Origin of the sequence: Amycolatopsis sp. BJA-103, from assembly GCF_002849735.1 — a bacterium.
Classification (GTDB): domain Bacteria; phylum Actinomycetota; class Actinomycetes; order Mycobacteriales; family Pseudonocardiaceae; genus Amycolatopsis.
Genome location: NZ_CP017780.1, coordinates 1388933 through 1412288, shown reverse-complemented (window position 1 = coordinate 1412288; position 23356 = coordinate 1388933). Strand labels below are relative to the sequence as shown.

Annotated in this window: 17 protein-coding genes; 7 read left to right on the top strand and 10 right to left on the bottom strand. The window is 69.6% G+C overall.

The genetic code is table 11. From position 1 onward, the window contains the following. Positions 1 to 10: 10 nt before the first annotated feature. The 4 genes from BKN51_RS06625 to BKN51_RS06610 form a co-directional block, all read right to left on the bottom strand. Positions 11 to 4486, bottom strand: a complete 4476-nt coding sequence (locus tag BKN51_RS06625; RefSeq protein ID WP_101606769.1) for a hypothetical protein — start codon at positions 4484 to 4486, stop codon at positions 11 to 13. 179 nt (positions 4487 to 4665) lie between these two features. Next, on the bottom strand, positions 4666 to 5406 hold the full coding sequence (locus BKN51_RS06620) for a hypothetical protein (protein ID WP_101613082.1): 741 nt from the start codon (positions 5404 to 5406) through the stop codon (positions 4666 to 4668). Positions 5407 to 5462: 56 nt separating this feature from the next. Continuing rightward, positions 5463 to 6917 carry a hypothetical protein gene (locus BKN51_RS06615; protein ID WP_101613081.1) on the bottom strand — a complete coding sequence of 485 codons (1455 nt, stop codon included), beginning with the start codon at positions 6915 to 6917 and terminating at the stop codon, positions 5463 to 5465. A gap of 79 nt (positions 6918 to 6996) precedes the next feature. Then, a complete protein-coding gene (locus tag BKN51_RS06610) occupies positions 6997 to 7662 on the bottom strand; it encodes a peptidase inhibitor family I36 protein (protein ID WP_101606768.1) in 666 nt (221 codons plus the stop codon). A 153-nt stretch (positions 7663 to 7815) separates the two neighbouring features. On the opposite strand from BKN51_RS06610, the gene BKN51_RS06605 reads away from it, so the two are divergent. From BKN51_RS06605 to BKN51_RS06585, 5 genes are all read left to right on the top strand, one after another. Beyond that, positions 7816 to 8214: a hypothetical protein gene (locus BKN51_RS06605; protein WP_101606767.1), complete on the top strand. Its 399-nt coding sequence runs from the start codon at positions 7816 to 7818 to the stop codon at positions 8212 to 8214. 99 nt (positions 8215 to 8313) lie between these two features. Then, positions 8314 to 8751, top strand: a complete 438-nt coding sequence (locus BKN51_RS06600; RefSeq protein ID WP_101606766.1) for a PPOX class F420-dependent oxidoreductase — start codon at positions 8314 to 8316, stop codon at positions 8749 to 8751. Between the two features lie 342 nt (positions 8752 to 9093). Beyond that, positions 9094 to 11598 carry a PQQ-dependent sugar dehydrogenase gene (locus BKN51_RS06595; protein WP_174720534.1) on the top strand — a complete coding sequence of 835 codons (2505 nt, stop codon included), beginning with the start codon at positions 9094 to 9096 and terminating at the stop codon, positions 11596 to 11598. Between the two features lie 213 nt (positions 11599 to 11811). Then, positions 11812 to 12414 carry an RICIN domain-containing protein gene (locus tag BKN51_RS06590; protein ID WP_168214281.1) on the top strand — a complete coding sequence of 201 codons (603 nt, stop codon included), beginning with the start codon at positions 11812 to 11814 and terminating at the stop codon, positions 12412 to 12414. 87 nt (positions 12415 to 12501) lie between these two features. Further along, on the top strand, positions 12502 to 13011 hold the full coding sequence (locus BKN51_RS06585) for an NUDIX domain-containing protein (protein ID WP_101606764.1): 510 nt from the start codon (positions 12502 to 12504) through the stop codon (positions 13009 to 13011). Here BKN51_RS06585 and BKN51_RS06580 read toward each other — a convergent pair. Then, positions 12986 to 13597: a TetR/AcrR family transcriptional regulator gene (locus BKN51_RS06580; RefSeq protein ID WP_233224110.1), complete on the bottom strand. Its 612-nt coding sequence runs from the start codon at positions 13595 to 13597 to the stop codon at positions 12986 to 12988. The genes BKN51_RS06585 and BKN51_RS06580 overlap by 26 nt on opposite strands. Positions 13598 to 13687: 90 nt before the next feature. On the opposite strand from BKN51_RS06580, the gene BKN51_RS06575 reads away from it, so the two are divergent. Continuing rightward, the gene (locus BKN51_RS06575) at positions 13688 to 14557 is read left to right on the top strand and encodes a sterol desaturase family protein (RefSeq protein WP_101606762.1); all 870 of its coding nucleotides are present in this window, start codon (positions 13688 to 13690) and stop codon (positions 14555 to 14557) included. Here the strand turns inward: BKN51_RS06575 and BKN51_RS06570 are convergent. Then, the gene (locus tag BKN51_RS06570) at positions 14554 to 15462 is read right to left on the bottom strand and encodes a hypothetical protein (RefSeq protein ID WP_101606761.1); all 909 of its coding nucleotides are present in this window, start codon (positions 15460 to 15462) and stop codon (positions 14554 to 14556) included. The genes BKN51_RS06575 and BKN51_RS06570 overlap by 4 nt on opposite strands. A 58-nt stretch (positions 15463 to 15520) precedes the next feature. On the opposite strand from BKN51_RS06570, the gene BKN51_RS06565 reads away from it, so the two are divergent. Beyond that, positions 15521 to 18448 (top strand): FHA domain-containing protein, encoded by a 2928-nt coding sequence (locus BKN51_RS06565; protein ID WP_233224111.1) that lies wholly within the window; start codon positions 15521 to 15523, stop codon positions 18446 to 18448. A gap of 75 nt (positions 18449 to 18523) precedes the next feature. Here BKN51_RS06565 and whiA read toward each other — a convergent pair whose 3' ends face one another. From whiA to uvrC, 4 genes are read right to left on the bottom strand one after another with little or no spacing between them, the layout of a single operon-like run. Continuing rightward, positions 18524 to 19513, bottom strand: a complete 990-nt coding sequence (gene whiA, locus BKN51_RS06560) for a DNA-binding protein WhiA (protein WP_061980674.1) — start codon at positions 19511 to 19513, stop codon at positions 18524 to 18526. Further along, positions 19504 to 20505 (bottom strand): gluconeogenesis factor YvcK family protein, encoded by a 1002-nt coding sequence (locus BKN51_RS06555; RefSeq protein WP_101606759.1) that lies wholly within the window; start codon positions 20503 to 20505, stop codon positions 19504 to 19506. Before BKN51_RS06555 ends, whiA begins: the two co-directional genes overlap by 10 nt. Next, positions 20492 to 21349, bottom strand: coding sequence for an RNase adapter RapZ (gene rapZ / locus BKN51_RS06550; RefSeq protein WP_101606758.1), 858 nt, complete (start codon positions 21347 to 21349; stop codon positions 20492 to 20494). The genes BKN51_RS06555 and rapZ overlap by 14 nt, the downstream gene beginning before the upstream one ends. 50 nt (positions 21350 to 21399) lie before the next feature. After that, positions 21400 to 23352 carry an excinuclease ABC subunit UvrC gene (gene uvrC, locus BKN51_RS06545; protein WP_101606757.1) on the bottom strand — a complete coding sequence of 651 codons (1953 nt, stop codon included), beginning with the start codon at positions 23350 to 23352 and terminating at the stop codon, positions 21400 to 21402. Positions 23353 to 23356: the final 4 nt, after the last annotated feature.

Below are 23356 nucleotides of genomic sequence, written 5' to 3'. Positions count from 1 at the left end.
CACACCCTCGTCAGGCCGTCTCTTCCTCCGCTTCCGGCTCCTCGGCAGGCCGGGTGAACAACCGCGTCGCCGAAAGCCGCGCGACGCCGTCCGGATCCCCGAGTTCGTCGGTGGCGTTGCGGATGGTCGCGTCGACGGACAGGTACTTCCGCCCCGCCCGCAGGTCCGCGTCGTTGCGCAGCCGCACGATCAGCGGGAACTCGCTCAGCGCGCCGGCGTCGAACAGGCCGGTCGTGTAGATCAGCTGGACACCCAGCGCCTCGGCCACCGCCCGCTGCAGCTCCAGCAGGTACCCGGCGGACGCGCGGCCGATCGGGTTGTCGAGGAACAGCACGCCGGAGTGCCGGTTGCGGGCCTTGCCGCGGTTGTTGGCCCGTAGCGCCGCCAAAGTGCAGTACAGGATGATCGCCGCGGTCAGCTGCTGCCCGCCGGAGAACACGTCCCGGATCTCGGAAACGCGCTGACGTTCGGTCCGCAGCACGGAGTCCGGCTTCAGCATGTCGACCCGGAAGCCCTTGGGAGCGGCGGCCTGCACGCCGCGCAGCACGAGCGAAAGCCCGTCCCGCTTGACGTCCCGGCCGTCGGAGGTCTTCCCCACCGCGGCCTCGTCGACGACCTCGCCCAGTTTCTCGGCGAGCACGTTCTCTTCGAGCTCGGTGAAACGGATCCGCAGGAACTCCTGGCCCGACCAATCGCCGAGACCGTCCGGCAGTCGCGAAACCCGTTGTGCCGCGCGAAGAGTGCGCAGCGCGCCGTCGACCATGCCCTGCAAGCGGGTGATGATGCCGCCGCGGTGCCGGTCGATCTGCGCGAGATCGTCGGTGAGCGTGCGCAGCCGCGGTCGCAACGCCTCCGCCCATTCCGCGGCGTGCGCGGGCAGCTGGTCGCGGCGGACCGAGATCACTTGCTGCCGCACCGGCGTACTGAGCTTCTCGAACCGCTTGTCCGTGGCGTATTGCGCGAGCTGGTCGGCCGCCGCCCGCACCCGGCGGTCGCCCGCATCGGCGGCGTCCTGCGCCTCGGTGAGTGCGGCGTTGAGCCGGGAATGCTTGGTACGAGCCGATTCGACGTCGCCGTCGAACGCCGCCGCGTCGTCCTCTTCGGACAGAAGGTGCGCCATCGACTCGGCCAGCAAGCCGAAGCCGGACGCGGACGTCTTCGCGGACTCCAGCGTCGCTTCGGCCGCGGCACGGCGTTCCTGCAGTTCCTCCCATTTCCGCGCGGCGGCGGAGACTTCGAGGCTGGCGTCGTCGATCAGCGCCAGACCGTGCTCGATGTCCTGCGGCCGCGCGTCGGAAGAGATCGCGGCGAGTGCCGACGGCTGTTCCGGGAGCTGGCTCAGTTCCGCCTTGCGGGTCGCGACGAGGCCGACGATCTCGGTGCGTTCGTCCTCCAGCACCGCGACCGCGCGGTTCGCCCGCGCCTGCGCGGCCGCCCGTGCCGAAACGTCGGAACCGTCGGGCGTCTCCAGCAAGGTCAGGGCCCGCTCGCGGACGGCGTCGTCCAGTGCCTCGACGGACGCCCGCGCGGACGCCTCGACACTCTCCGCCTGGTCGAGTTCGGCCCGGAGATCGCTGCCGACCTCGACCTTCGAGTACGCCTCGGACGCGGACGCGAAGGTGCGCCGCAACGCGTCCACCGGCTCGGCGGGTGTGGGGTCGTCCTCGGTGACGTCGCTCGATCCCGGCACCTCGGCCAGTTCCGACTTCGCGGTCGTCGCCGTGCGGCGGTGCCCGTCGGCGGTGCGTTGTTCCTCACCGGCCTGCTCGCGCAGCCGGGAGGCCTTCGCCGCGGCTTCGGCCGCCGTCGACTCGGCCCGCTCGGCGGTCTCCGAAGCCCGCTCGACGTCGTCCGTCCACTCGGGAATCTTCGCGACGCGGGTGGCGAGCGCCTCCAGGCCCCGGGCCCGCTCCCCCGCCTCGGCCGACGCCGTGCGCAGCTCGGGAACGCGCTCCCGCAACCCGGTCGCCTTCTCACCGAGGCGCTGGAACTCCTTTTCCGCCTGGTCCAACGCGGTCCGCGCGGTCTCGTGCGCGGTGCGCGCGTTCTGCGACTGCTCGGCCAGCGTCGCGATGCTGCCGGGCGGGTAGTCCTCGCGCCAGGTCTTGAGTTTCCAGGACAGCGCGCTGTCGTCGGCCAGCGACGTCGCCAGTGCTTCCAGGCGGCGCTGCCGTTCCGCGTGGCGGAGCGCGATGGCCTCGCGCTCGGCGTCGGCGGCTTCCTCGTCGTACATCGCCGGGTTGGGCGGGACGAGGAATTCGATGCCCGCCTCGCCCGGCAGACGGTCGGTCGTGGTGGCCCCGGTGGTGGCGACCGGGATGATCGTGGTGGGCAGCAAGCGCCGCTCCGCCAGCACCTTCTCGGCGAGCCGGACCTGGTCCGGTTCGTTGAGCAGGATCCCCGAGACCAGCTGGGGCGCGCGGGCCAGCACGGCCGCCCGCCGCTTCTTGTCCAAAGTAGACAGATAACGCCAGCCGGACCACGCGTTCATCCCGGCGGCTTCCAGCGCGTCCAACGCGGCCTGGACCTCTTCGGTGGCGGGCAGGAGACCGCCGGAGCCGAGGGCGTTCAGCGCGCGCTCGTCGACGGATTCCTCCATCCGCAACGCGGTCTGTTCCTTCTCCGCGGTCGAACCCGCCTCGCGAAGCCGCTCCAGCAGCACCGGAAGATCCGTCTCCAGCGCGACGTCGTCCGCGCCGAGGAGTTCGGTCAGCCGGGGTTCGACGGCGAGCGCGTCGGTGCGCCGGTTGGCCCGGTCCAGTTCCTCGGCGGCGCGTTCCAGCCGGTCCTTCGTGGACCCGGCGAGCCGGTGCGCGTCGTTGACGGTGGCCTGCGCGGACCGCAGATCCTCGGCCACGCGCTCGAGTTCCTGTTCCCGGCGGACGAGTTCGGCGGCGGTCGTCTCGGCCTCGGTCCGGGCCGCGCGCGCCGCTTCGGCGACGTCGGCACCGGCCTTGAGCACACCGGCGCGGACGGTTTCCGCGATCTCCTCACGGATCTCCGCGATCCTCGCGCCCAGCCCGCGGGCTTCCGCGCGGCGCGAAGCGGCGAGGTTGGCCGATTCGTCGCGTTCGGCTTGGGCTTTCTCCGCTTCCGCGCGCAGGGCACCGACATGCGCTTCGGCGTTCGCGGCCTGCTCGGTCGCGTTCTTGGCCAGCGCCAGCAGCCCCCTGGCGAGCGCGGCCGCGGCGGTGTTGCGCGCTTGCAGCGCGGGTTGCGCCTTCTGCTCGCGATTCCCCACCAGTTCGCGGAAATCGCGCGCCTTGCGGGCGGCGTTGAGGTGGTTGAGCACGGTGGCGCATTCACGCCAGGCCTCGGCGGCGGTCTTGGCCTCGGCCAGTTCGCCGTCGACCCGCTTCTTGCTCTCCTGGGCCTCGTCCAGCCGCAGTTTCCCGACCAGGCGCCGGAGTTCGGTGACGCCTGCGGTGAGACGGCGATGGTCGCCCTCGGCCAGTTTCTCCGCGGACTTCACCTCGTCGACGTGCTGATCGAGCCCGCTCAGCCGCTCGTTCTCCAGCTTGTCGCGAGCGGCGACCTGACCGGCCAGCGTCCGCATCTCGGCGCGGGCCGCGTCGGCGAGCTTCCGCGACGCGGCGGCGACGCCTTCCTCCTCGGCCAGCGGTGCGAGCAGTTCGAGCGCTCCGGCGACGAAGTCCCGCTCCGACAGCAGATCCCCGCGCTGCGCGAGGTTGTGCGCGTAGGTCGAGACGACCTCGGCGAGGTCCTTCGGCTCGTCCTCCGAAAGCACCGCGCGCAGCAGGAACTCGACGAACGCCTCGTCGGTGCTGAACGCGAAGGCGTCCGCCGCCTCGCCCTCACCGGCGTTCATCGCGCGCTGGTACCGGAAAAGCTCGGTGTCGAGGCCGAGGCCGTCCAGCCGGGACGTCCACTCGTGGTGGCGCCGGGTCCAGAACAGCTCCAGTTCCGGCTCGCCGCCGTGCACCTTGTCGAGCTGGTCGTGGAAGCCGGACATCGTCAGCAGCCTGCCGTCCGAGGTCAGCGGCAGCGAATCCAGATCGAGCGAAGGCGTGGGACGGAAGCAGTACCAGGAGTCGACGAGGTTCTCCGAATCCGCCGACACCACGTGCCCGCGCCATTCCGACACCTTGCCGGTGATCACCCGGTGGCCGGTCTCGACCTGCAGCCACTCCAAGGCCACGTGCGAGACGTCCTTGGCGGCGACGAACTTCTCCAGCACCTTGGTGTTCGTCGTGCCGACGACCTGGCGGCGGCCGGGCAGCATGACCGAGAAGATCAGCTTGATCAGGACGGACTTGCCGCCGCCGTTCTCCAGGAACAGCACGCTCGCCGGGGACGGCCGCCGCGGCGGCCCCTCCCCCGCCAGATGGATCCCGGCGCTGAACAGCGCGTCCTGCTTGGGCGCGGTGATGGCCGCGCCGACGCCGCTGAAGTCCAGCACGACGTCCTGGTACCGCGCGCCCGACGGGCCCACCGAGTGCAGGCGAACCCGCGAAAGCTCGTACATCGATTCCGTCCCCTTATCCGAGAACCCGCGTCCGCGATCGCGTCGCCAGGGCGCTGGTTCCCGTCGATTCCCATGCCGCGCTACCCGGCGCCTTGCCGCCGCGATAGCGGGGCCTGCGGCCGGGGCGGCTTTCTGTCGGCTGATTTCCGCTTGTCACTGCTGCTCCGCCCGCCGTCCCTTTAGAGCGTGTCCGACGCGGCCGCGCGCAACGTCCCGCCGCCGTTGGCGACCGAGACGACGTTCAGCGCGAGCAGATCGTCGAAGGCCGCGTCGGCGGCGAGTTCGCGCACCTGCACCTGATAGCGCGGTGTCGTGCGGTAGGTCCCGCCCTGTTCCCCGCTGACCTGGACGAGAAAACCTTGATCAGCGAGGAAGCGCAAAGCGCGCGCGACCATGCCGCGGGTGGTGTCCGACGCCAGCCTGCCGTCCTTGGTCGCCGCGGCGGCGGGACGCCGGGCGTAGGCGCGCCAGGCCTGTTCGAGTTCGGGCGCGTCGGCCAGCGGATCGTTGTTCGACTCGGCTTCGGCCGCGCGCTCGTCGAGGATCCGGCACGCCTCACGCACCATCGCGTCCACCTGCTCGACGCTGACGCGGCCGATGTAGGTGTCGTTGGCGAGGTCGTCCGGGCGCGGGTAGCCGAGCGCGGCGGTGGCCAGGTGGATGAGCCCGTGCAGGACCTTTTCGGTCTCGCGGCGCTCGCGGATCTTGCTCTGCCGCGCGTAGCTGTCCATCTTGATCTCGAAGACGGACTCGTCGGTCGCCGCCAGCACGGCACCGGCCTGGAGATTGACCTCCAGCACCATCAGCCCGAGCCCGGCCGCGACGGCGTGCGTGAGCTGTTTGAACGCCCTGTCCTCGCCGTAGCGCCGGACGAGGTCGCCGTAGACGACGTCCCGCGACGGCAACTGCTTCGGGCGCATGCCGAACGAGACGAGCCGGGCCGCGTTTTCGACGTCCCCTGTAGAAAACCCCGTCGTCACGCGACCTCCTCCTCTTCCTGGTCTTCACGATCGACCCTGGCCGACGAAAGCAGCAGATCCGCTCCGCCGAACTCGGGGTCTTCGAGCAAAGTTCCGTCGTCGACGGCCAGCAACACCTGGCGCTCCCCCAGCCGGAGCGCGGCGCCGACCTCGGGACTGTAGGCGTGCACCGCCCGCAACGCGACCAGGGCGGGCAGCCTCGGATCGATCTGGCGCGCCTCTTCGAGCAGCCCGGACAGTCTTCGCGGCACCTCGGGCAGGTCGAGCAGGTCGTCGGCGAGGCGCCACTGCTCGTCGCCGAACTTGTCGGTGACGTCGGCGGGCATCAGCTCGGGTTCGGGGATCTCGCCGACGAGCTGGTCGCGTTCCGGTGCCGGCCGCAGCAGCAGCGACACCAGCGAGGACAGCGACGGCACAGTCGGCGGGGAGATCCCGGCCCCGGCGTGGAAGAACGACTCGGCGGGCGCGACGGCGTCGGCGATCGGCAGGCCCAGCGTCGGCATCAGAAGCTGGCCGAACAGGTCGATCGTCGCGCGCTGCGGCGGCCCGGAGAACTGCTGGCGGTCCTGCTCGGCGCGGAAGACCGCCCCGGCGTCGGCGAGCCGTGACTGCAACCTGGTGTGGCGGCGGATGCAGTCGCCGACGATGTCGACGAGTTCGGCGGCTCGGCGTTTGCGGTCGAGGTCCTCGGTCTCGTCGCGGGACGCGGTGATGTTCTTGAGGATCGCGTTCTCGGCGCGGAAGCGGGACTCGATATGGGACAACGCCTGGTCGAGCAGGTCCGGGACCTCGCGCTCCCAGTCGACCGCGCGCACGTCGCGCCGGGTGGCGTCGAGCTTCGCGCGCAGCGTCTCGCCGTACTGGACGGTGCGGTAGCGAGCCTGTTCGGCGGCGAGCTTCGCGTCGGCGAGGCGGCCGCGGTTGATCAGGTTCTCGAGTTTGACCTCGGCCGCGATCTGGGCGGATTCGACATCGGTGTCCAGCGCGCCGACGAGCACGTTGATCGCCTCGTCGGTGGCGCGCAGGTAGACCTCGCCGTCGGGCGCGGCCAGCTCGACGAGCAGCTTGAAGTCGAACTGCCGCCGCTGGTAGCCGCCACCCGGGCCGATCGAGCCGTAGACCCGGCGGAACCCGCGATCGGTGGTGCCGACGTTGATCAGGTTGTCGAGCACCCAGCGCGCGACCTTGGCGTGCTCGTCCGGCGTCCGGCCCGGCGCCTGGAGCGCGACGAACGGCAGGAGCCGCACGATCACCTGTTCGTGGTCGGCGCCGGTGTCGAAGTCCATCGACACGGTGACCTGGTCGATCGTGTGCAGCGCGATCTCGGCCATCTGGTAGATCGTGGCGTCCGCCCAGTCCAGCTTCGCCTTGCGCGCGTCGAGGTCGTGCAAGGGCGCGGTGCAGGCCAGCGCCTTGAGGCGGCGGGTCAGCCCCTCGTCGGCCAGCCCCATCCCGGTCAGCTCGTCGTCTCGCACAGCAGGCCAGGTTAGTCGCCGCCCCCGTGACCCCGCTCGGGTGACCGGGCGGAGCTCAGGTGTGGATGTAGGACTGGATCAGGATCGAGGGCTCGGTGCCCCCGCGATGCTGCAGAATCGTGCGGTCGCCACCGGCGCAGTCCCGCCCGGCGTAGCCCCAGTGCCGTTCCGCGCTGCGGTTCGCCATCGACCTCGCGGGGAAGGGCAGCGGGACGCACTGGCGGCCGTCCCCGGCCCAGTCGGGCGGAAGCTGCACCTTGGCCCCGCGGTAGCCGGGTTCCGGCCAGAAACAGAGGAAGCCCTCCGCGCACTCCGGAGCGACGACGGCCGCCGGAACCGGGCTGGAGCGGTCCGTGGACAGCACGAGCACGACGGACGCGGCGGCGAGCACGGCGGCCACCGCCGAGCCCACCCGGATCGCGCGTCTTCGCCATGGCCGGGCAGGCGATCCGTCCGGCGGGCTCGCCGCCACCTCGTTTCGGATCCGTTCGAAGTCCTCGAACAGCTCGGGCTTCCCGCACCCCCGCAGATAGCAGCGCAGTTGCCCGGTGGTCGGCACCAGGCCGTTCTCGATGTTGGACACCCGTTGCCGGGTCAGCGCGTCCTGGCCGAGCACCGACCGTTTGGCGACGCATTCCTGAGTGAGTTTTCCGCGGACCTCGCGCAGTCGTGCGCCGAAGACCTTCGCCGTGACGACGGCGTCATTCCCCGATGTGGACATGGTCCACCCCCTCCCCGCCAACCAGTCTGACGCATCCGGCCACGGTGTCGCGGGACAAACCGGGACACGGCGCGACACCGTTTTCCCTGTTCAGACGGCCTTTCCGGCTGCTGTCGTGGAGGTGTCGGACAACCGATCAGGGAGGAATTCACCATGAAACGTTCACTCGTTCCGGTGGCCGCGGCCGCCGCTTTGCTCATCTCGGGCGTGGGATGGACGCCGGCTTCGGCGTCGGAAGAGGGCAACTGCACCCCGGTCGTGAACTGGTGCGGCGGGGTCTTCAACGACACCCCGCGCGTCGTCACGGTGTCCAAGAACTTCACCGGCCAGATCTACACCGACACCACGCCGCTGAGCGCGGGCGGCCGGACCGGCGCGCGCACCGACATCGACGGCGTCCGGATCCCGGTGGGCTGCACCGCGCATCTGCGCACCATCGTCAACCGGTGGGGCGGTGAGGACTACAACGGCGGGGCGGCGTACGGGTCGGGCACCTGGCATCGCATCCACGACGACGAGGTCGTCAAGATCACCCGGCTCAGCTGCCGGTAGCCGGGCCGGGACGCTGCCCGGCGACCGGGGGTCCGGGCAGCGTCCACCCCCGGGTGACCGGGGCTGCTCGCCACCGCGCGCCCCGGTAGCGTCTGATCCATGCGTGAAATGAGCCGGGACGAATGGTGGGACTTCGCGAGCCGGGGCACCCGCACGGGCATGCTCGGCCTGGTCCGCGCCAACGGGGCGCCGATCGTGACGCCCGTGTGGTTCCTGCTGAACGAGGGACCCGACGGGGACGAACTGATCTTCACCACCGGCACGGACACCCTCAAGGGGAAGGCGCTGCGGCGCGACCCGCGGCTCTCGCTCGCCGTCGACGATCAGAAGCCGCCGTACTCGTATGTGCAGTTCACCGCCGAGGCGGTCTTGCACCACGACTACGACGAGATGCTCGAATGGGCGACCAGGCTCGGTGGCCGGTACATGGGCGAGGACCAGGCCGAGGCCTACGGCAAGCGCAACGCGGTGCCCGAAGAGTCCTTGGTACGGGCCAAAATCGTGAAGGTGATCGCGCGGGCGGACATCGCCGGCTGACGCCACCTTCTCTTCTCCGCGTTTAGTCCTCTGGATGCGGTACTTGCGTGACGCAACTACCGCATCCAGAGGACTAAACGCGTTCAAAGGGTGTCGCCGTCCCGCTGACCGCGACGCCGGGCATCACGTTCCGTGAGTGTCTTCGTCGACTATTGACACGAAGCACCCGCTGGTGTGTGATCTGAACCATAGATAGGAAAGTTTCCTAACTAAAACTCCCACTCCCCACCGGGCCCGCCCGGTCCGCCGTTGCACCCTCCCGACCCGACTTCACGCATGGAGGCTCCAGTGGCACCCCGACCACCGTGGCGCGCGCTTCTCACGTGTGCCGCCGCGACGGCGATGACCTTCGCCGTCCTGCCGGCTCTGCCCGCCGGCGCGGCACCGACCGAGCACGAATCCGAACTCGCGACCGTCTCCCAAGGCGCCGTCGAAGCGAACCACGCGGGCTATTCCGGCACCGGGTTCGTGAACTTCGACAATGTCGCCGGCAGCTATGTCGAGTACACGGTGAACGCCGCGCAGGCCGGAACCCAGACGCTGACTTTCCGCTACGCCAACGGAACCACGGTCGACAGGCCGGTCTCGCTGAGTGTCAACGGCACCTCCTCCGGAACGCTTTCCTTCCCCGGCACCGGCGCGTGGACCACCTGGAAAACCGTCACCAAGGACGTCACGCTGGCCGCCGGGGCCAACAAGATCCGCACCACCTCGACGACCGCCAACGGCGGGCCCAACGCGGACAAGCTCACCGCGAGCGGAGTGCTCGACGCGGAAGCGCCGACCCCGCCGAAGAACCTGGCCGCCAAGGACGTCAAGGCCCGCAGCGCCACCTTCACCTGGGAAGCCGCGACCGACAACGTCGGCGTGGTCCGCTACGACGTCATGCGCGGCGGCAACGTCCTCAAGACCGTCGACGGGAACACGCTCACCACGACCGTCGACAACCTGCAGCCGAACACGGCCTACGACATCTCGGTCGGCGCCTTCGACGCGGCCGGGAACCCTTCGCAGCAAAGCAATGTCGTGCAGTTCACGACACCGTCCAGCGGGGACACCACACCGCCCACCGCGCCGGGCAACCTGCGCTCGACGTCGGTGACCGCGAACAGTGTCTCCTTGGCGTGGAACGCTTCCAGCGACAACAGCGGCACGATCGCGGGCTACGACGTCTATCAGGGCACGACGAAGGTCGCGACGACACCTTCGCTCGAAGCGACGATCACCGGGCTGACGGCGAACACGTCGTACACGTTCACGGTGAAGGCGCGTGACCTCGACGGCAACGCCTCCGGCGCGAGTAACGCGCTGACCGCGAAGACGAGCGGGAACGCGGGCGGCGGGATTCCCGAGTACGACAAGGACATCACGAAGGCCGACCTCGCCTGGTCCGTCGACTTCCTGCCGGACGGTACGGCGCTGGCGACCGAACGGGACCGGTTCGAGATCCTGCGGATCACCCCGTCGGGCCAGAAGACCACGGTGGGCAAGGTTCCCGGCGCTGTCGGCACCAACGGCGAGGGCGGGCTGCTCGGCATCGCGATCTCGCCGAACTACGCCACCGATCACGCGATCTACCTCTACCACACGGCTTCCGGCGACAACCGGATCGTGAAGATGACCTACGACAACGGGACGCTGTCCTCGACGTCGACGCCGGTGCTCACCGGGATCGCGAAGAACCGTTACCACAACGGCGGACGGATCCGCTTCGGCCCGGACGGCAAGCTCTACGTCACCGCGGGCGACGGGCAGAACAAGGACACCGCGCAGAACAAGGGTTCGCTCAACGGGAAGATCCTGCGGGTCAACCCCGACGGTTCGGCGCCGGGCGACAACCCGTTCTTCTCCACCGGCGGCAACGCCCGGTACGTCTGGAGCTTCGGGCACCGCAACCCGCAGGGCCTCGCATGGGATTCCCGCGGCCAGCTGTGGGCCTCGGAGTTCGGCGACGGCAAGCTGGACGAGCTCAACCTGATCCAGAAGGGCGGCAACTTCGGCTGGCCCCAGTGCGAAGGCACCGACGGCTCCTGCGGAGGCACTGTCGCGCCGAAGAAGACCTGGCCGACCAGTTCCGGCGGGCCGAGCGGGATCGAGATCGTCAACGACTGGGTCTACGTCGCGGCCGTCACCAGCGAGCAGCTCTTCGCCACCCACATCAACGCGGCGGGCACCGGCGTCGGCCCGGTGCAGTCGCTGTTCTCCGGCCGCTGGGGCAGGCTCCGCTCGGTCACCAAGACCCCGGACGGTGGCCTGTGGGTCACCTCGACCAACGCGGACAAGAACGGCGGCACGCCGAGCGGGATCGACAACGTGGTGGTGCGGTTGAAGTTCCCCGGTTCCTCGCAGCCGGGAGCGTTCAAGCTGGCCAGTTCCGCGTTCGCCGACAACGCGTCCATCCCGGCCAAGTACACCTGCGCCGGCGACGGCACCGCGGGCCAGGACACCTCCCCGCCGCTGGCGTGGGGTGCCGGGACCACCGGCGCCAAGGGGTACGCCGTCGTCTTCGCCGACGTGGCCAGCAACGGCAACAAACTGCACTGGGCGATCTGGGACGTCCCGGCGTCGGCCACGTCGCTCCCGGAAGGGCTGGGCTCGGGCTTCGCCGTGCCGAACCAGAACGGCGCCAAGCAGAAGGCCATGGGCAGCGGGGCGAACGCGCAGAAGTACTTCGGCCCCTGCCCCGGCGGCTCCAGCCATCCCTACACGTTCACGCTCTACGCGCTGAACACGGCGACGGTGCCGGGCCTTACCTCGTCCTCGACGATGGCGCAGATCGAGACGGCGATCAAGAACGCCTCGACGGCCAACGTCAAACTGCGCGGCAATTCCAACGCCGCGTCCTGAGTCGCGGGCGGGGTGTCCGGAGCGGCGCCGGACACCCCGCCCGTATCCACCAACGCAGGGAATCGCCACCTCGTCCGGGATTTCCCGGCGGGGTGGCGTTTTCGTGGGAAACAACCTCGTTGACGCGGCGTCAGCGGACCGGCAGGATCATGGTCAAGCAGGCTGTCCTGGTCGGGGCCCAGTTGAGACACCTGCGGCGAACTGGGGAGAAGAATGCGTAACCTGAAGCGATTCCTCGTGTCCATGACCGTCCTCGCCGGATTCTCGGCGCTGTTCAGCGCGCCCGCCGCCCAGGCGGACGAGCGCGTCGATCTCGGTCAGCTGTCGCTGCGTCCCGCGAACGTCCGCGGTGCCGGTTTCAGCGCGCAGCAGCAGGCGTACCTGCTCGGCCCGGCTTCCGACGAGAGCCGCTGCCTGGACGCGGATCTGGGCACCATCAACGGCAACGGCACCAAGATCCAGCTCTGGACCTGCATCATCAACCCGGACAACACCATTCCGGCCAACCAGGCGTGGTACATCACCCAGATCCCGGAGGGGCACTACCGCTTCCAGAACGTCCACAACGGACGCTACCTGGACGCCGACCTCGGCTCGATCAACCGCAACGGCACCAAGATCCAGCTCTGGGACTACATGGCGGGCGGCTCGAACCAGTGGTTCACCGTGACCGAGAACCCCGAGGGCTTCCTGCGCCTGCAGAACGTGCGCAGCGGCCGCTACCTCGACTCCGATCTCGGCACGGCGGGCCGTGACGGCGGCGTCGTGCAGCTGTGGGACTACGTCGCGGGTGCCAAGAACCAGTGGTGGTTCTGATCGGTTCACCGAACCCGTGAGTTCCTGATGTCCGGGTCCTTCACCGGCCGCTAGTGTCGTGCGTCGCGGGACACTAGGCTTCGGCCGGTGAAGGACTGGACGTTCTGCCCTCGCTGCGGCGAGCGGACGCGGCTCGCCGGGCACGGCCAGGAAACCCGCGCTGAATGCCCCGCCTGCGGCTTCACCAAGTACGACAACCCGCTGCCGACCACGGTCGGCCTCATCCTCGACGGCGACCGGATCCTGTTGCTGCGCCGGGAACACGAGCCCGAAAAGGGCAGCTGGGACACCGTCGGCGGCTTCCTCTCCGGCGCCGAGAGCGCCGAACAGAACCTGGTCCGCGAAGGACTCGAAGAAATCGGCTGCGAACTCGTGAACCTCCGGTTCGCCGGGTCGTACCCGTCGGTCTACGGCGACACCGGATGGCGGACCATCGGGCTCGCCTTCACCTGCGAACTCCCGCCGGACGCGGAAATTGTCTTGTCGGAAGAGAACTCCGAGTACGCCTGGTTCCCGCTGACCGACCGCCCGCCGCTCGCCTTCACCGACTGCGAGGCCGCGGTTTCGGCGCTCACCAGCCGAACAGATTCCGCATGATCCGCGAACACCGCTCGGTCATCGCCGCGGCGTCCTGATCCGGCTGCTCGATCCACCAGCTGATCAGCGAATCGACCACCCCCGTCCACACCTGGGCGATCGCCTCGATGTCGCGTTCGTCGTCCAGCCCGCGCGAGCGCATCAGCTGGGCCGCGCCGATCAGGGCGAACCCGTCGAGCCGGTAGCGGTAGCCGACCGCGACCCCGGCGATTTCCCCGGTCGACGGCACCGTCGGGTCACGGAGCAGCTTCCACGCGTACCGGTCGTTGTCGAACGTCTCGAAGATGGCCGAGAGCACCGCGAGCGGCATCCGCTCCGGTGGCTCCCCCTCCGCCGCCATCGTCTCGGCGACCCCTTCGGTCAGCCTGTCCCCAGCCCGGTGCAGGCAGGCGAGATACAGCCCGTCCTTCGAGCCGAAGTACTGGTACAGCAAGGGTTTCGTGACACCGACCCGGCGGGCGATCTCCACCATCGACGCCCCGGCGTACCCGTTCTTGCCGAACTCCTCCGTACCGGCGCGCACGATCTGCGTCTCCCGCTCTTCGCGGGGCATGCCCTTCGTGCCGACGGCCCTTGCTTCTGTCACGGCGGTTATCTTACCCTGAGGTAAATGACCCTAGGGTAAGTTACCTGAAGGTCAGATCTCGACGGCGAGACTGGAAGAGGGTGCGGTGCGGTGGCGGATTTTCTGGCCCATCTGAGTGACCCGGTGCTGATGGCGACACCGGTGTTCCTGCTGTTCGTCGCGATCGAGATCCTCGCGCTGCATGTGCTGGGCCACGACGACAACGTCATCGGCTACAGCGTCAAGGACACCCGGACCAGCATGTCCATGGGCGCGGTGGCGGTCGTGATCAACGGCGTCTTCCGCATCGCGATGCTGTTCGTGTTCGCCGCGCTCTACGAACTGGCGCCGGTGAAGTTCAGCCCGCACGACTGGTGGACCTGGGTCTTGATGCTGCTGGGCCAGGAGATCGTCTTCTACGCCTACCACCGGGCGAGCCACCGCGTCCGGATCATGTGGGCGGGCCACCAGGTGCACCATTCGAGTGAGCACTACAACTTCTCGACGGCGCTGCGGCAGAAGTGGACCCCGTACTTCCAGCTGCCGTTCTGGTCGATCCTGGCCCTCGCCGGCATCCCGCCGTGGATGATCCTCACCGGCCTGTCGATCGACCTCGTCTACCAGTTCTTCGTGCACACCGAGAAGATCCGGAAGCTGCCGCGCTGGTTCGAATACGTGTTCAACACTCCTTCACACCATCGTGTGCACCACGGCAGCGACCAGGAATACCTGGACGCGAACTACGGCGGCATCCTGATCATCTGGGACCGGATGTTCGGCAGCTTCGTCCCCGAGGGCAGGCGGCCGACCTACGGGCTGACCAAGAACGTCGAGTCCCACAACCTGCTCAAGGTCGGCTTCCACGAGTACGGCTCGATCCTGCGTGACGTCCGCGCGGCCGGATCGTGGCGGGACAAACTCGGCTACGTGTTCGGCCCTCCGGGCTGGCAGCCCGCTGAGGCCAGGGCGGTGAGCGTCTAGGCCAGCGCCGCGGAAAGGACTTCGCCGGTCCGGCGTTTCGCCAGATAGAACGCCGCCTCGTGCGGTTTCGCCCCGTTGTCGACGGTGTATCCGCTGTCCAGGACACCGTCGGCGCCAGGGAACAGCGGCGTGAGGTCCGGACGCGCGGCGACGAGGTCGTCCCGGTCGGCCAGGTTCACCCAGCGCGCGACGCCGGGCGGGACGGACGGCGGCTGCGGGCGGGTCCGCTCGTAGACCACCGTGCGCAGCCCGAGCGGCGAGCCCAGGGTGAGCAGCAACGGCAGCGGGCGGCCGTGCAGATGGGCGGCCTCGTACGCGACGACGGAACCGAGCGAATGCCCGATGATCGCCTCGGTCTCCGGGCCGAGGTGCTCGGCGACCCGTTCCTGCACGCGTTTCCGGATCGTCTCGTCGGTGAGATACAGCGTCACCTGCCTGAGCGCCTTCACCACGACACGTTCGGCGAACGCCACCCCGAGCTTCGCGAACGGCCGCAGCCGGACCAGCGCGTTCAGCACCGGCCGCGCCGCCGCACGCACACCTTGGTACTCCTCGGAGGTTCCGCCCAGTCGCGCCAGTTCGGCCTTCGCCCTGTCCCGATCCGTCTCTCTGGACGCCGAAAACGCCGCATTCCGCAGCCATTCCCCCGCCAGGGCCTCGGCGAGCCACCACTCTTCGGCGGTCAGTTCGTCATCGCTGCCCTGCTGACCGTCGCGGAGGAAAAGGTCGCCGTAGAAGGCCATCCGCGCCTCACCGGGCCGGGCGTCGCGCCACAGGGTGTCGGCCAGCGCGGGGTCGCCGGCGAGCCGGACACCGCCCGCGAGACTCGGCAGCCATTCCGCCTCGAGGGTGTCCGCGGACTTCTGTTCCTGGGCGATGCCGTGCACCAGAACGATCCGAGCCATGCGACCAGTATCGCCGAAGTGCTTGCCGGTGCACCGCCGATGCGACAAGGTGATCTCCGTGGGAGAGCGGAGATCGTTGGTCGTCGCGTCGCAATGCGATTCGCTGAACCTTCTTTCGTTCCTCCCCGACGTCGGACGCGAGGTCTCGGCGGCGTTGCGGGATCCCGGGATCGGCGGTTGTGTCCCCGCGCTCGCGGACGGCCGCGGCCTGCTCGTCGACCCGACGATGGTCGAACTCGACGACGCACTGGTCGAGGCGTTCGAACGCGCGTCGGAGGACGAGGCGACGCTTTTCCTGTCGCTCGTCGGGCACGGCGAATACGCCGACGACGACTTCTACTTCCTCACCAAGGAAACCAGCCTGCCGGTGGACAGCCGGAAGTCGTTCCTGTTCGCCCAGCGGATCAAGGAACTGCTCGGCCGCTACTCCACGCTCGACGGCCTGGTCATCCTCCTCGACACGTGTCACGCGGGCATCGGCGCGATCCAGGCGGGCAGGCGATGGCTGCGGATCGTCGGCGAAGCGGGCAGGCGGTTCGACCTGCTCACCGCGTCCGACGATCGCGTGGCGGCCAACGGCTGCTTCAGCCGCTCGCTGGTCACCGTGCTGCGCTCGGGGCACACGAGTTTCGGCGAGCACGTCCGCTGCGCGGATCTCAAGCGGGTCATCACCGGCCTGTGCCCGGCGCAGACCGCCGTCCACCTCGGATTCGACGGCACCCGCGAGGTGATCGGCGCCGATCAGGGACTGTGGCTCGCGCTCAACTCCTCCCCCGCGTGGCGCCGTTCGCCGCTGGCGGGCAATCCCGCGGCTCCCGACATCGAACGGCTGACCGCGGACTACCGGCAGAATCCGAAACTCGGGGAGACCGTCGGGCATCTGCTCACCGGAGCCCGCCTGGTCACGATCGCCGGGGGCGCCGGTGCGGGGAAGTCGGCCATGCTGGCCGCGCTCGCCCGGCCGTCCGTGGCCGGATCCTATGTGCCGCCGGACTTCCTGCACGCCGTCCTGTTCGCCGCCCGCGGGCAGACCGCGGAACGGATCGCGCGGGAACTGGCCCGCCAGCTCGAGCACACGGTCCCGTGGTTCGCCGAGTCCCGTGAGAAATTCCTGAACGGCCTCGACGACAACACGCGAAGCGGCGCAAGCGCTTTCGATCTGGCGATCCTCGGCCCGCTGAAGACGATCACTCCACAGTGGACCGCCAGCCCGGTGCGGATCGCGGTGGACGGCCTGGACGATCTCGACCCCGACGTCGCCTCGCGCCTGACCGGCCTCCTGCGGAGCCTGTCCACCGATCCGGAGTTGCCGTGGGTCAAGACGGTGGTGGCGACGCGGACCCCGGAGGACCTTCCGGCCGCGACCGTGGTCCGCCTGATCCCCTTGCCCGCCCCGCATCCGGTGATCCGGCCGCCGGACCGGCCCGAACCGAGACCGGCACGCGAGATCCCCGCCCAGCGGGGAGGCGACTCGCCGACTTCGCCGAGACTCACCCCCGCGACGCTGATCGCCGACGTCCCCGGCAAGGCTCCCGTCCACCACGAACTCTCCTACGGGTTCACGACACTCGGCCGCAGCCGTCGCGCCACGCTGCACCTCGGCGACTCGCGCGTTTCCCGGATGCACTGCGAGATCCGCTGGGACGGCACGACCGCGTGGCTGACCGACCTCGATTCCGCCAACGGCACGTTCGTCAACAAGCGGCGGGTCCTGAACGCCGAGCTGGCGCACCGCGACGTGGTCCGGCTCGGCGACTCGACGGTCACCTTCATCAGCGTCGGCCAGGAGGAGCAGTGGCCGGAGGCCGATGAGGACACCGGCTCGCTGCCCGCACCCAGGCCGGAGCGGGCGGTCCTGCTGGACCTGCTGTGCCTCGCGGCCGACCGCGGCCCGATCCCGATCTCGATCCTGACCAAGGCGAGCGCCGAGAGCGGCGGCCCGGCCAGGGCGGTGCACGTCCGCGACGTCCTCGCCGGTCTCGGCACCGAGGTCCGCCGCACGCAGGCCGGTCTGCCGGCCGAGACCGTCCTGTGGACCGGTCCCCTGCCCGACGTGACGCCCCGTCTGCATGCCCGGCTGGCGGGCGCGACCGCGGACGTGGAACCGGCGGCCGGGGACGAGGAGCCGACGTTGGAACAGGCGTATGCGGCCACCAACGAAGCCGAGTTCCTGTGGCTCGCCGGGCTGCACGAGGACGCGCTCACCTCGCTGGAGCGGCGGGTGTCCGGGATCCCGGTGGAGAACCGGGAGAGCTGGGCGGCGTGGGCTCGGCGGGCGGAACGGGAACTCGGGGAGACGCACCGGATCACCTTGCGGTGCAAGGCACGGCACGCGACCTGGACGGGCAAGGCGGGTGACCTGACAGGGGCGCTCGCGCGGTTCGAGGACCTGTTGCCCGTCGCCGTCGAAGCGATGGGCGCGGGCGACGAAGACGTACTGAGCCTCCGCAACAACGTCGGTCATCTGCTGGGCGAGCTAGGCCGCCCGGAGGATTCGCGCACCACTTTCGAGACCTTGGTCCAGGACGCGACAGGCGCGCTGGGCCCGAGTCACCGGGAGACGATCCATGCCGGGCATCTCCTCGCCGTGGCGACCGGCAAGACCGGCGATGGCGCGGAAGCTCTGCGCTTGAGCCGGGAACTGTTGCCACGGGCGAAGAACGCGTTGGGCGATGACGTGATCGTGATGCACGTCCGGCACAACATCGCCTTCTGGAGCGCACTGACCGAGGACGCGCCTGAAGCGGTGCTGGAGTACGGACAGCTGCTGGCCGAAGCGCGGGAACGGCTGGGCGACCGGCATCCCGACGTCCTCGACCTCCGATTCGGCCAGGCGCTGGTTCGCGCCAAAGCCGGTCAGATCACCGAAGCGCTCTCGGAGTGGGCGTTGCTCCTCGACGACTCACTCGAGGTCCGGGGCGAACGGCATCCGGCGACGGAGAAAATCCGGGAACAGCTCGCTCACTGGCGCCCACGAGAGCCTTGAGCCCGCATTTAGTCCTCTAGTTGCGGTCGATGCACACGCATCTATCGCAACTAGAGGACTAAATGCGAGGGTGGGTCAGGCTTCGTCTTCTTCCAGCATGTCCGGGGTCACGGCGGATTCGGTGTCCGGGATGCCCTGTTCCTTCGCCTTCTTGTCGGCCATCGCCAGCAGGCGGCGTATGCGGCCGGCGACGGCGTCCTTGGTCATCTGCGGGTCGGACAGCTGGCCCAGCTCTTCGAGCGACGCCTGCCGGTTCGACAGCCGCAGTTTGCCCGCGGCGAGCAGGTGATCCGGGGCGGACTCGCCGAGGATGTCCAGCGCCCGCTCGACCCTGGCCGCCGCCGCGACGGCCGCGCGGGCCGAGCGCCGCAGGTTGGCGTCGTCGAAGTTGGCGAGCCGGTTCGCGGTGGCGCGCACCTCGCGGCGCATCCGCCGCTCTTCCCACGCGAGCACGCTCGTGTGGGCGCCGAGGCGGGTCAGCAGGGCACCGATGGCGTCGCCGTCGCGCACGACGACGCGGTCCGCGCCGCGGACCTCGCGCGACTTGGCCTGGATGCCCATCCGCCGGGCGGCGCCGACGAGCGCCAGCGCGGCCTCGGGGCCGGGGCAGGTGACTTCGAGTGACGACGAGCGGCCGGGTTCGGTGAGCGAACCGTGCGCCAGGAACGCGCCACGCCAGGCGGCCTCCGCGTCGGCGACGCCACCGGACACGACGGCGGCGGGCAGTCCGCGCACCGGACGGCCGCGCTGGTCGATCAGGCCGGTTTGCCGGGCGAGGCCCTCACCGTCCTTGACCACCCGGACGACGTACCGCGTGCCCTTGCGCAACCCGCTGGAAGAGATGACGTGGACGTCGGACTGGTGTCCGTACAGTTCGTGGATCTCCTTGCGCAGCCGCCTCGCCACCGATCCGGTGTCGAGTTCGGCCTCCACCACGACGCGGCCGGCCACGATGTGCAGCCCGCCCGCGAATCGCAGCATCGACGCGACCTCCGCGCGGCGCGGGCCGATCTTGGTGATCTCAAGCCGGCTCAGCTCGTCCTTCACGGCGGCGGTCATCGCCATCGCTGCCCCTCCATACCTTCAGCTCCTCCCCCGGTGAGACCGAGAGCGTCCCGCATACAGCTCGCGAGCGCATCAGGATCATGCCGCCCCGTCACGACCGGGTCAGCCACCGCCCCCAGCAACGCCCGCGCGCCGAGTTTCCCGGCCGCGTCCCGCAACCGGGCTGGTGAGGGCACCGAGTCCCGATCCGCGATGACCGCGTCCACCCGCAATCGCGGGGCGTGTTCGAAGAGTACGTCCAAATGCTTCTCCGGAGAGAATCCCGCCGTCTCCCCCGGTTGGGGGATCAGATTGAGGATGACCACCTTCGTGGCATCCGTCCGGAGCAGCGCGTCGTGCAGATCCGGCACCAGCAGATGCGGCAGCACACTGGTGAACCACGACCCCGGGCCGAGGAAGACCACGTCCGCGCCGAGCACGGCTTCGATCGCCTCCGGGCATCCGCGCGGCGGCCGGTCGGCCTGTCCGGCCGGGTGCAGGCTGATCCGGTGCACCTGACCGGGCGTGGTCGCCACCGCCACCTGACCGCGGATCCTCCGGAGCGCCTCGGGGTTCTCGACGTCGAGACCCGAAACCTCGCCTTGGATTTCCAGCGGTTCGGGTGACATCGGCAGAACGCGGCCGGAGATGCCCATGAGCCTGCTCGCCTCGTCGAGCGCGGCGACCGGATCGCCGAGCACCTCGAACAATCCGGCCAGCAACAGGTTCCCGACCGCGTGCCCGGCGAGCGCGCCGTCACCGCCGAAGCGGTGCTGGAACACCTCCGCCCACAGGGTTCCGCCATCTTCGGCGGCGAACGCGGCGAAGGCCTGCCGCAGGTCACCCGGCGGCAGCAGCCCCAGTTCCCGGCGCAGTCTGCCCGACGAGCCCCCGTCGTCCGCGACGGTGACCACGGCGGTGACCTGCGAGGTCACCCGGCGCAACGCGGTGAGGGTGGCGTGCAGGCCGTGCCCGCCACCCAGTGCGACCGCTCGCGGCTCACTCGCGGCCAAGGTCGCGGTGCACCACCTTCACGGCCATACCGTCCTCATTGGACAGACGCTGGGCGAGTTCCTCGGAAATGGCGACACTGCGGTGCTTTCCGCCGGTGCAGCCGACGGCCAGCGTCAGGTAGCGCTTGCCCTCGCGCTTGTAGCCCGCGCCGATCAGGCGCAGCAGCTGGTGGTAGCGGTCGAGGAACTCGTCCGCGCCTTCCTGGCTGAGCACGTAGTTGCGGACTTCGCCTTCGAGACCGGTGTGGTCGCGCAGTTCCGGGATCCAGAACGGGTTCGGCAGGAACCGGACGTCCATCACCAGGTCCGCGTCCATCGGCAGGCCGTACTTGTAGCCGAAGGACAGCACGGTGACGCGAGTCTGCGTGCTGGCCTCGGACCCGAAGGCGTCCTCGATCTTGGCGCGCAGGTCGTGCACCGAAAGCGACGACGTGTCGAGCACGAGGTCGGCCTCTTCGCGCAGCGGCTCCAGCAGCGTGCGCTCGGCGGTGATGCCGTCGGCGAGCCTGCCGTCACCCTGCATCGGGTGCCCGCGGCGGACGGCCTCGAACCGGCGCACCAGCACCGCGTCGGTGGCCTGCAGGAACAGCACGCGCGGCTTGTACCCGCGGGCGTCGAGATCCTTGATGACCGACGCCAGGTCGTCGGTGAACGCGCGCGAGCGCACGTCCATCACCACGGCGACCTTGGTGATCGCGCCCCGCGCCTGCGCGCCGAGCTCGACCATGGTGGCGATCAGCTCGGGCGGCAGGTTGTCCACCACGAACCAGCCCAGGTCCTCCAGGCATTTCGCGGCGGTACTGCGGCCTGCTCCGGACAGTCCTGAGACGACCGCGACCTCCATTCCGGAACCGCGGCCTTCTTCTTGCGCACTCACGATGGTCCTTTCCCCGATCACGTACTGGACTCCCCCGCCGTCTGCACCGGCTCCCCTGCCAGCGCCGCGACGACCGCTTCGGCGGTGCGCCTGCCGAAGCCGGGCACCGCCTCGATCTCCTCGAGTCTTGCTTCGCGGAGTTTCTTCACCGAGCCGAAATGCTTGATCAGCGCGGTACGACGAGCTTGCCCCAGTCCCGGCACACCGTCCAATGCGGACACCTGCATCCGCTTGGACCGCTTCTCCCGGTGGTAACGAATGGCGAATCGGTGCGCCTCGTCGCGCAGCCGTTGCAGCAGATACAGCGCGTCCGAGGTGCGCGGCAGGATCACCGGATCGGGATCGCCCGGCAGCCACACTTCTTCCAGCCGCTTCGCCAGGCCGACCACGGCGACATCGGTGACGCCCAGTTCGGAGAGGACGTCCGCGGCCGCGGTGGCCTGCGGGCCCGCGCCGTCGACGACGAGCAGGTTCGGCGCGTAGGCGAACTTGCGCGGCTTACCGGTCTCCGGGTCGATGCCCGGACGATCCGGGTCGACCGCTTCGGCGTTTTCCTTGAGATAACGGGAAAAACGGCGGCGGACGACCTCAGCGATCGACGCGACGTCGCCTTCCTCCGCTGCTTCGCGCAGGGCGAAGCGCCGGTACTCGGACTTGCGCGGGATGCCGTCCTCGAACACCACGAGCGACGCGACCACGTCACTGCCCTGGATATGGCTGATGTCGACGCATTCGATGCGCAGCGGCGCGGTTTCCAGCGCCAGGTAGTCCTGCAGTTCCGCGAGCGCGGCCGACCGCGCGGTGAGGTCACCGGCGCGGCGCAGTTTGTGCTGGGTGAAGGCCTCGCCGGCGTTGCGCGTCACCGTCTCCGCGAGCGCGCGTTTGTCGCCGCGCTGCGGCACCCTCAGGCTCACCCGCGAACCGCGCAGCCCGGAAAGCCACTCGCCGAGCGCTTCCGCGTCGGCGGGCAGTTCGGGGACGAGCACCTCGCGCGGCACCGGCGATCCGAGTTCGGGGTCGTCCGCGCGTTCGGCCTCTTCGCCGTAGAACTGCGTGAGGAAGTGGTCGACGAGGTCCTTGACGTCCATTTCCTCGGCCTTGTCGATCACCCAGCCGCGCTGGCCGCGGACCCGGCCCCCGCGCACGTGGAAGACCTGGACCGCGGCTTCGAGTTCGTCGTGGGCGAAGGCGACGACGTCGGCGTCCGTGCCGTCGCCGAGCACCACCGCCTGCTTCTCCATCGCCCGCCGGAGCGCGCCGAGGTCGTCGCGCAGCCGGGCGGCGCGCTCGAACTCGAGTTCCTCGGACGCGGCCGCCATTTCCTGTTCCAGGCGGCGGATCAGCGCGTCGGTGCGGCCGGCGAGGAAGTCGCAGAAGTCCTCGACGATGCCGCGGTGCTCGTCGGCGGAGACCTTGCCGACGCAGGGCGCGGAACATTTGCCGATGTAGCCGAGCAGGCAGGGCCTGCCGATCTGGCCGTGCCGTTTGAAGACCCCGGCCGAGCAGGTGCGCGCCGGGAAGACGCGGAGCAGCAGGTCGAGCGTTTCGCGGATGGCCCAGGCGTGCGCGTACGGCCCGAAGTACCGCACGCCCTTCTTGCGCGCGCCGCGATAGACGTGCAGGCGCGGGTACTCCTCGTTCATCGTGACGGCGAGCATCGGATAGCTCTTGTCGTCGCGATAACGGACGTTGAACCGCGGGTCGAACTCCTTGATCCAGTTGTACTCGAGCTGGAGCGCCTCGACCTCGGTGCCGACCACGGTCCACTCGACGCTCGCCGCCGTCGTCACCATCTGGCGCGTGCGCGGGTGCAAGCCCGTGATGTCGGCGAAATAGGAGTTCAGCCTGCTGCGGAGGCTTTTCGCCTTGCCGACGTAGATGACCCTCTTCGTGGCGTCACGAAATTTGTACACGCCAGGGGCGTCCGGGATGCTCCCCGGCGAGGGACGGTAGGTGGTCGGGTCAGCCACATCG

Excerpts from the sequence above, each read along its gene's own strand:
- BKN51_RS06625 (WP_101606769.1), bottom strand. The coding sequence starts at position 4,486 with ATGTACGAGCTTTCGCGGGTTCGCCTGCACTCGGTGGGCCCGTCGGGC.
- BKN51_RS06620 (WP_101613082.1), bottom strand. The coding sequence starts at position 5,406 with ATGCGCCCGAAGCAGTTGCCGTCGCGGGACGTCGTCTACGGCGACCTC.
- BKN51_RS06615 (WP_101613081.1), bottom strand. The coding sequence starts at position 6,917 with ATGGGGCTGGCCGACGAGGGGCTGACCCGCCGCCTCAAGGCGCTGGCC.
- BKN51_RS06610 (WP_101606768.1), bottom strand. The coding sequence starts at position 7,662 with ATGTCCACATCGGGGAATGACGCCGTCGTCACGGCGAAGGTCTTCGGC.
- BKN51_RS06605 (WP_101606767.1), top strand. The coding sequence starts at position 7,816 with ATGAAACGTTCACTCGTTCCGGTGGCCGCGGCCGCCGCTTTGCTCATC.
- BKN51_RS06600 (WP_101606766.1), top strand. The coding sequence starts at position 8,314 with ATGCGTGAAATGAGCCGGGACGAATGGTGGGACTTCGCGAGCCGGGGC.
- BKN51_RS06595 (WP_174720534.1), top strand. The coding sequence starts at position 9,094 with ATGACCTTCGCCGTCCTGCCGGCTCTGCCCGCCGGCGCGGCACCGACC.
- BKN51_RS06590 (WP_168214281.1), top strand. The coding sequence starts at position 11,812 with ATGCGTAACCTGAAGCGATTCCTCGTGTCCATGACCGTCCTCGCCGGA.
- BKN51_RS06570 (WP_101606761.1), bottom strand. The coding sequence starts at position 15,462 with ATGGCTCGGATCGTTCTGGTGCACGGCATCGCCCAGGAACAGAAGTCC.
- whiA (WP_061980674.1), bottom strand. The coding sequence starts at position 19,513 with ATGGCGATGACCGCCGCCGTGAAGGACGAGCTGAGCCGGCTTGAGATC.
- rapZ (WP_101606758.1), bottom strand. The coding sequence starts at position 21,349 with ATGGAGGTCGCGGTCGTCTCAGGACTGTCCGGAGCAGGCCGCAGTACC.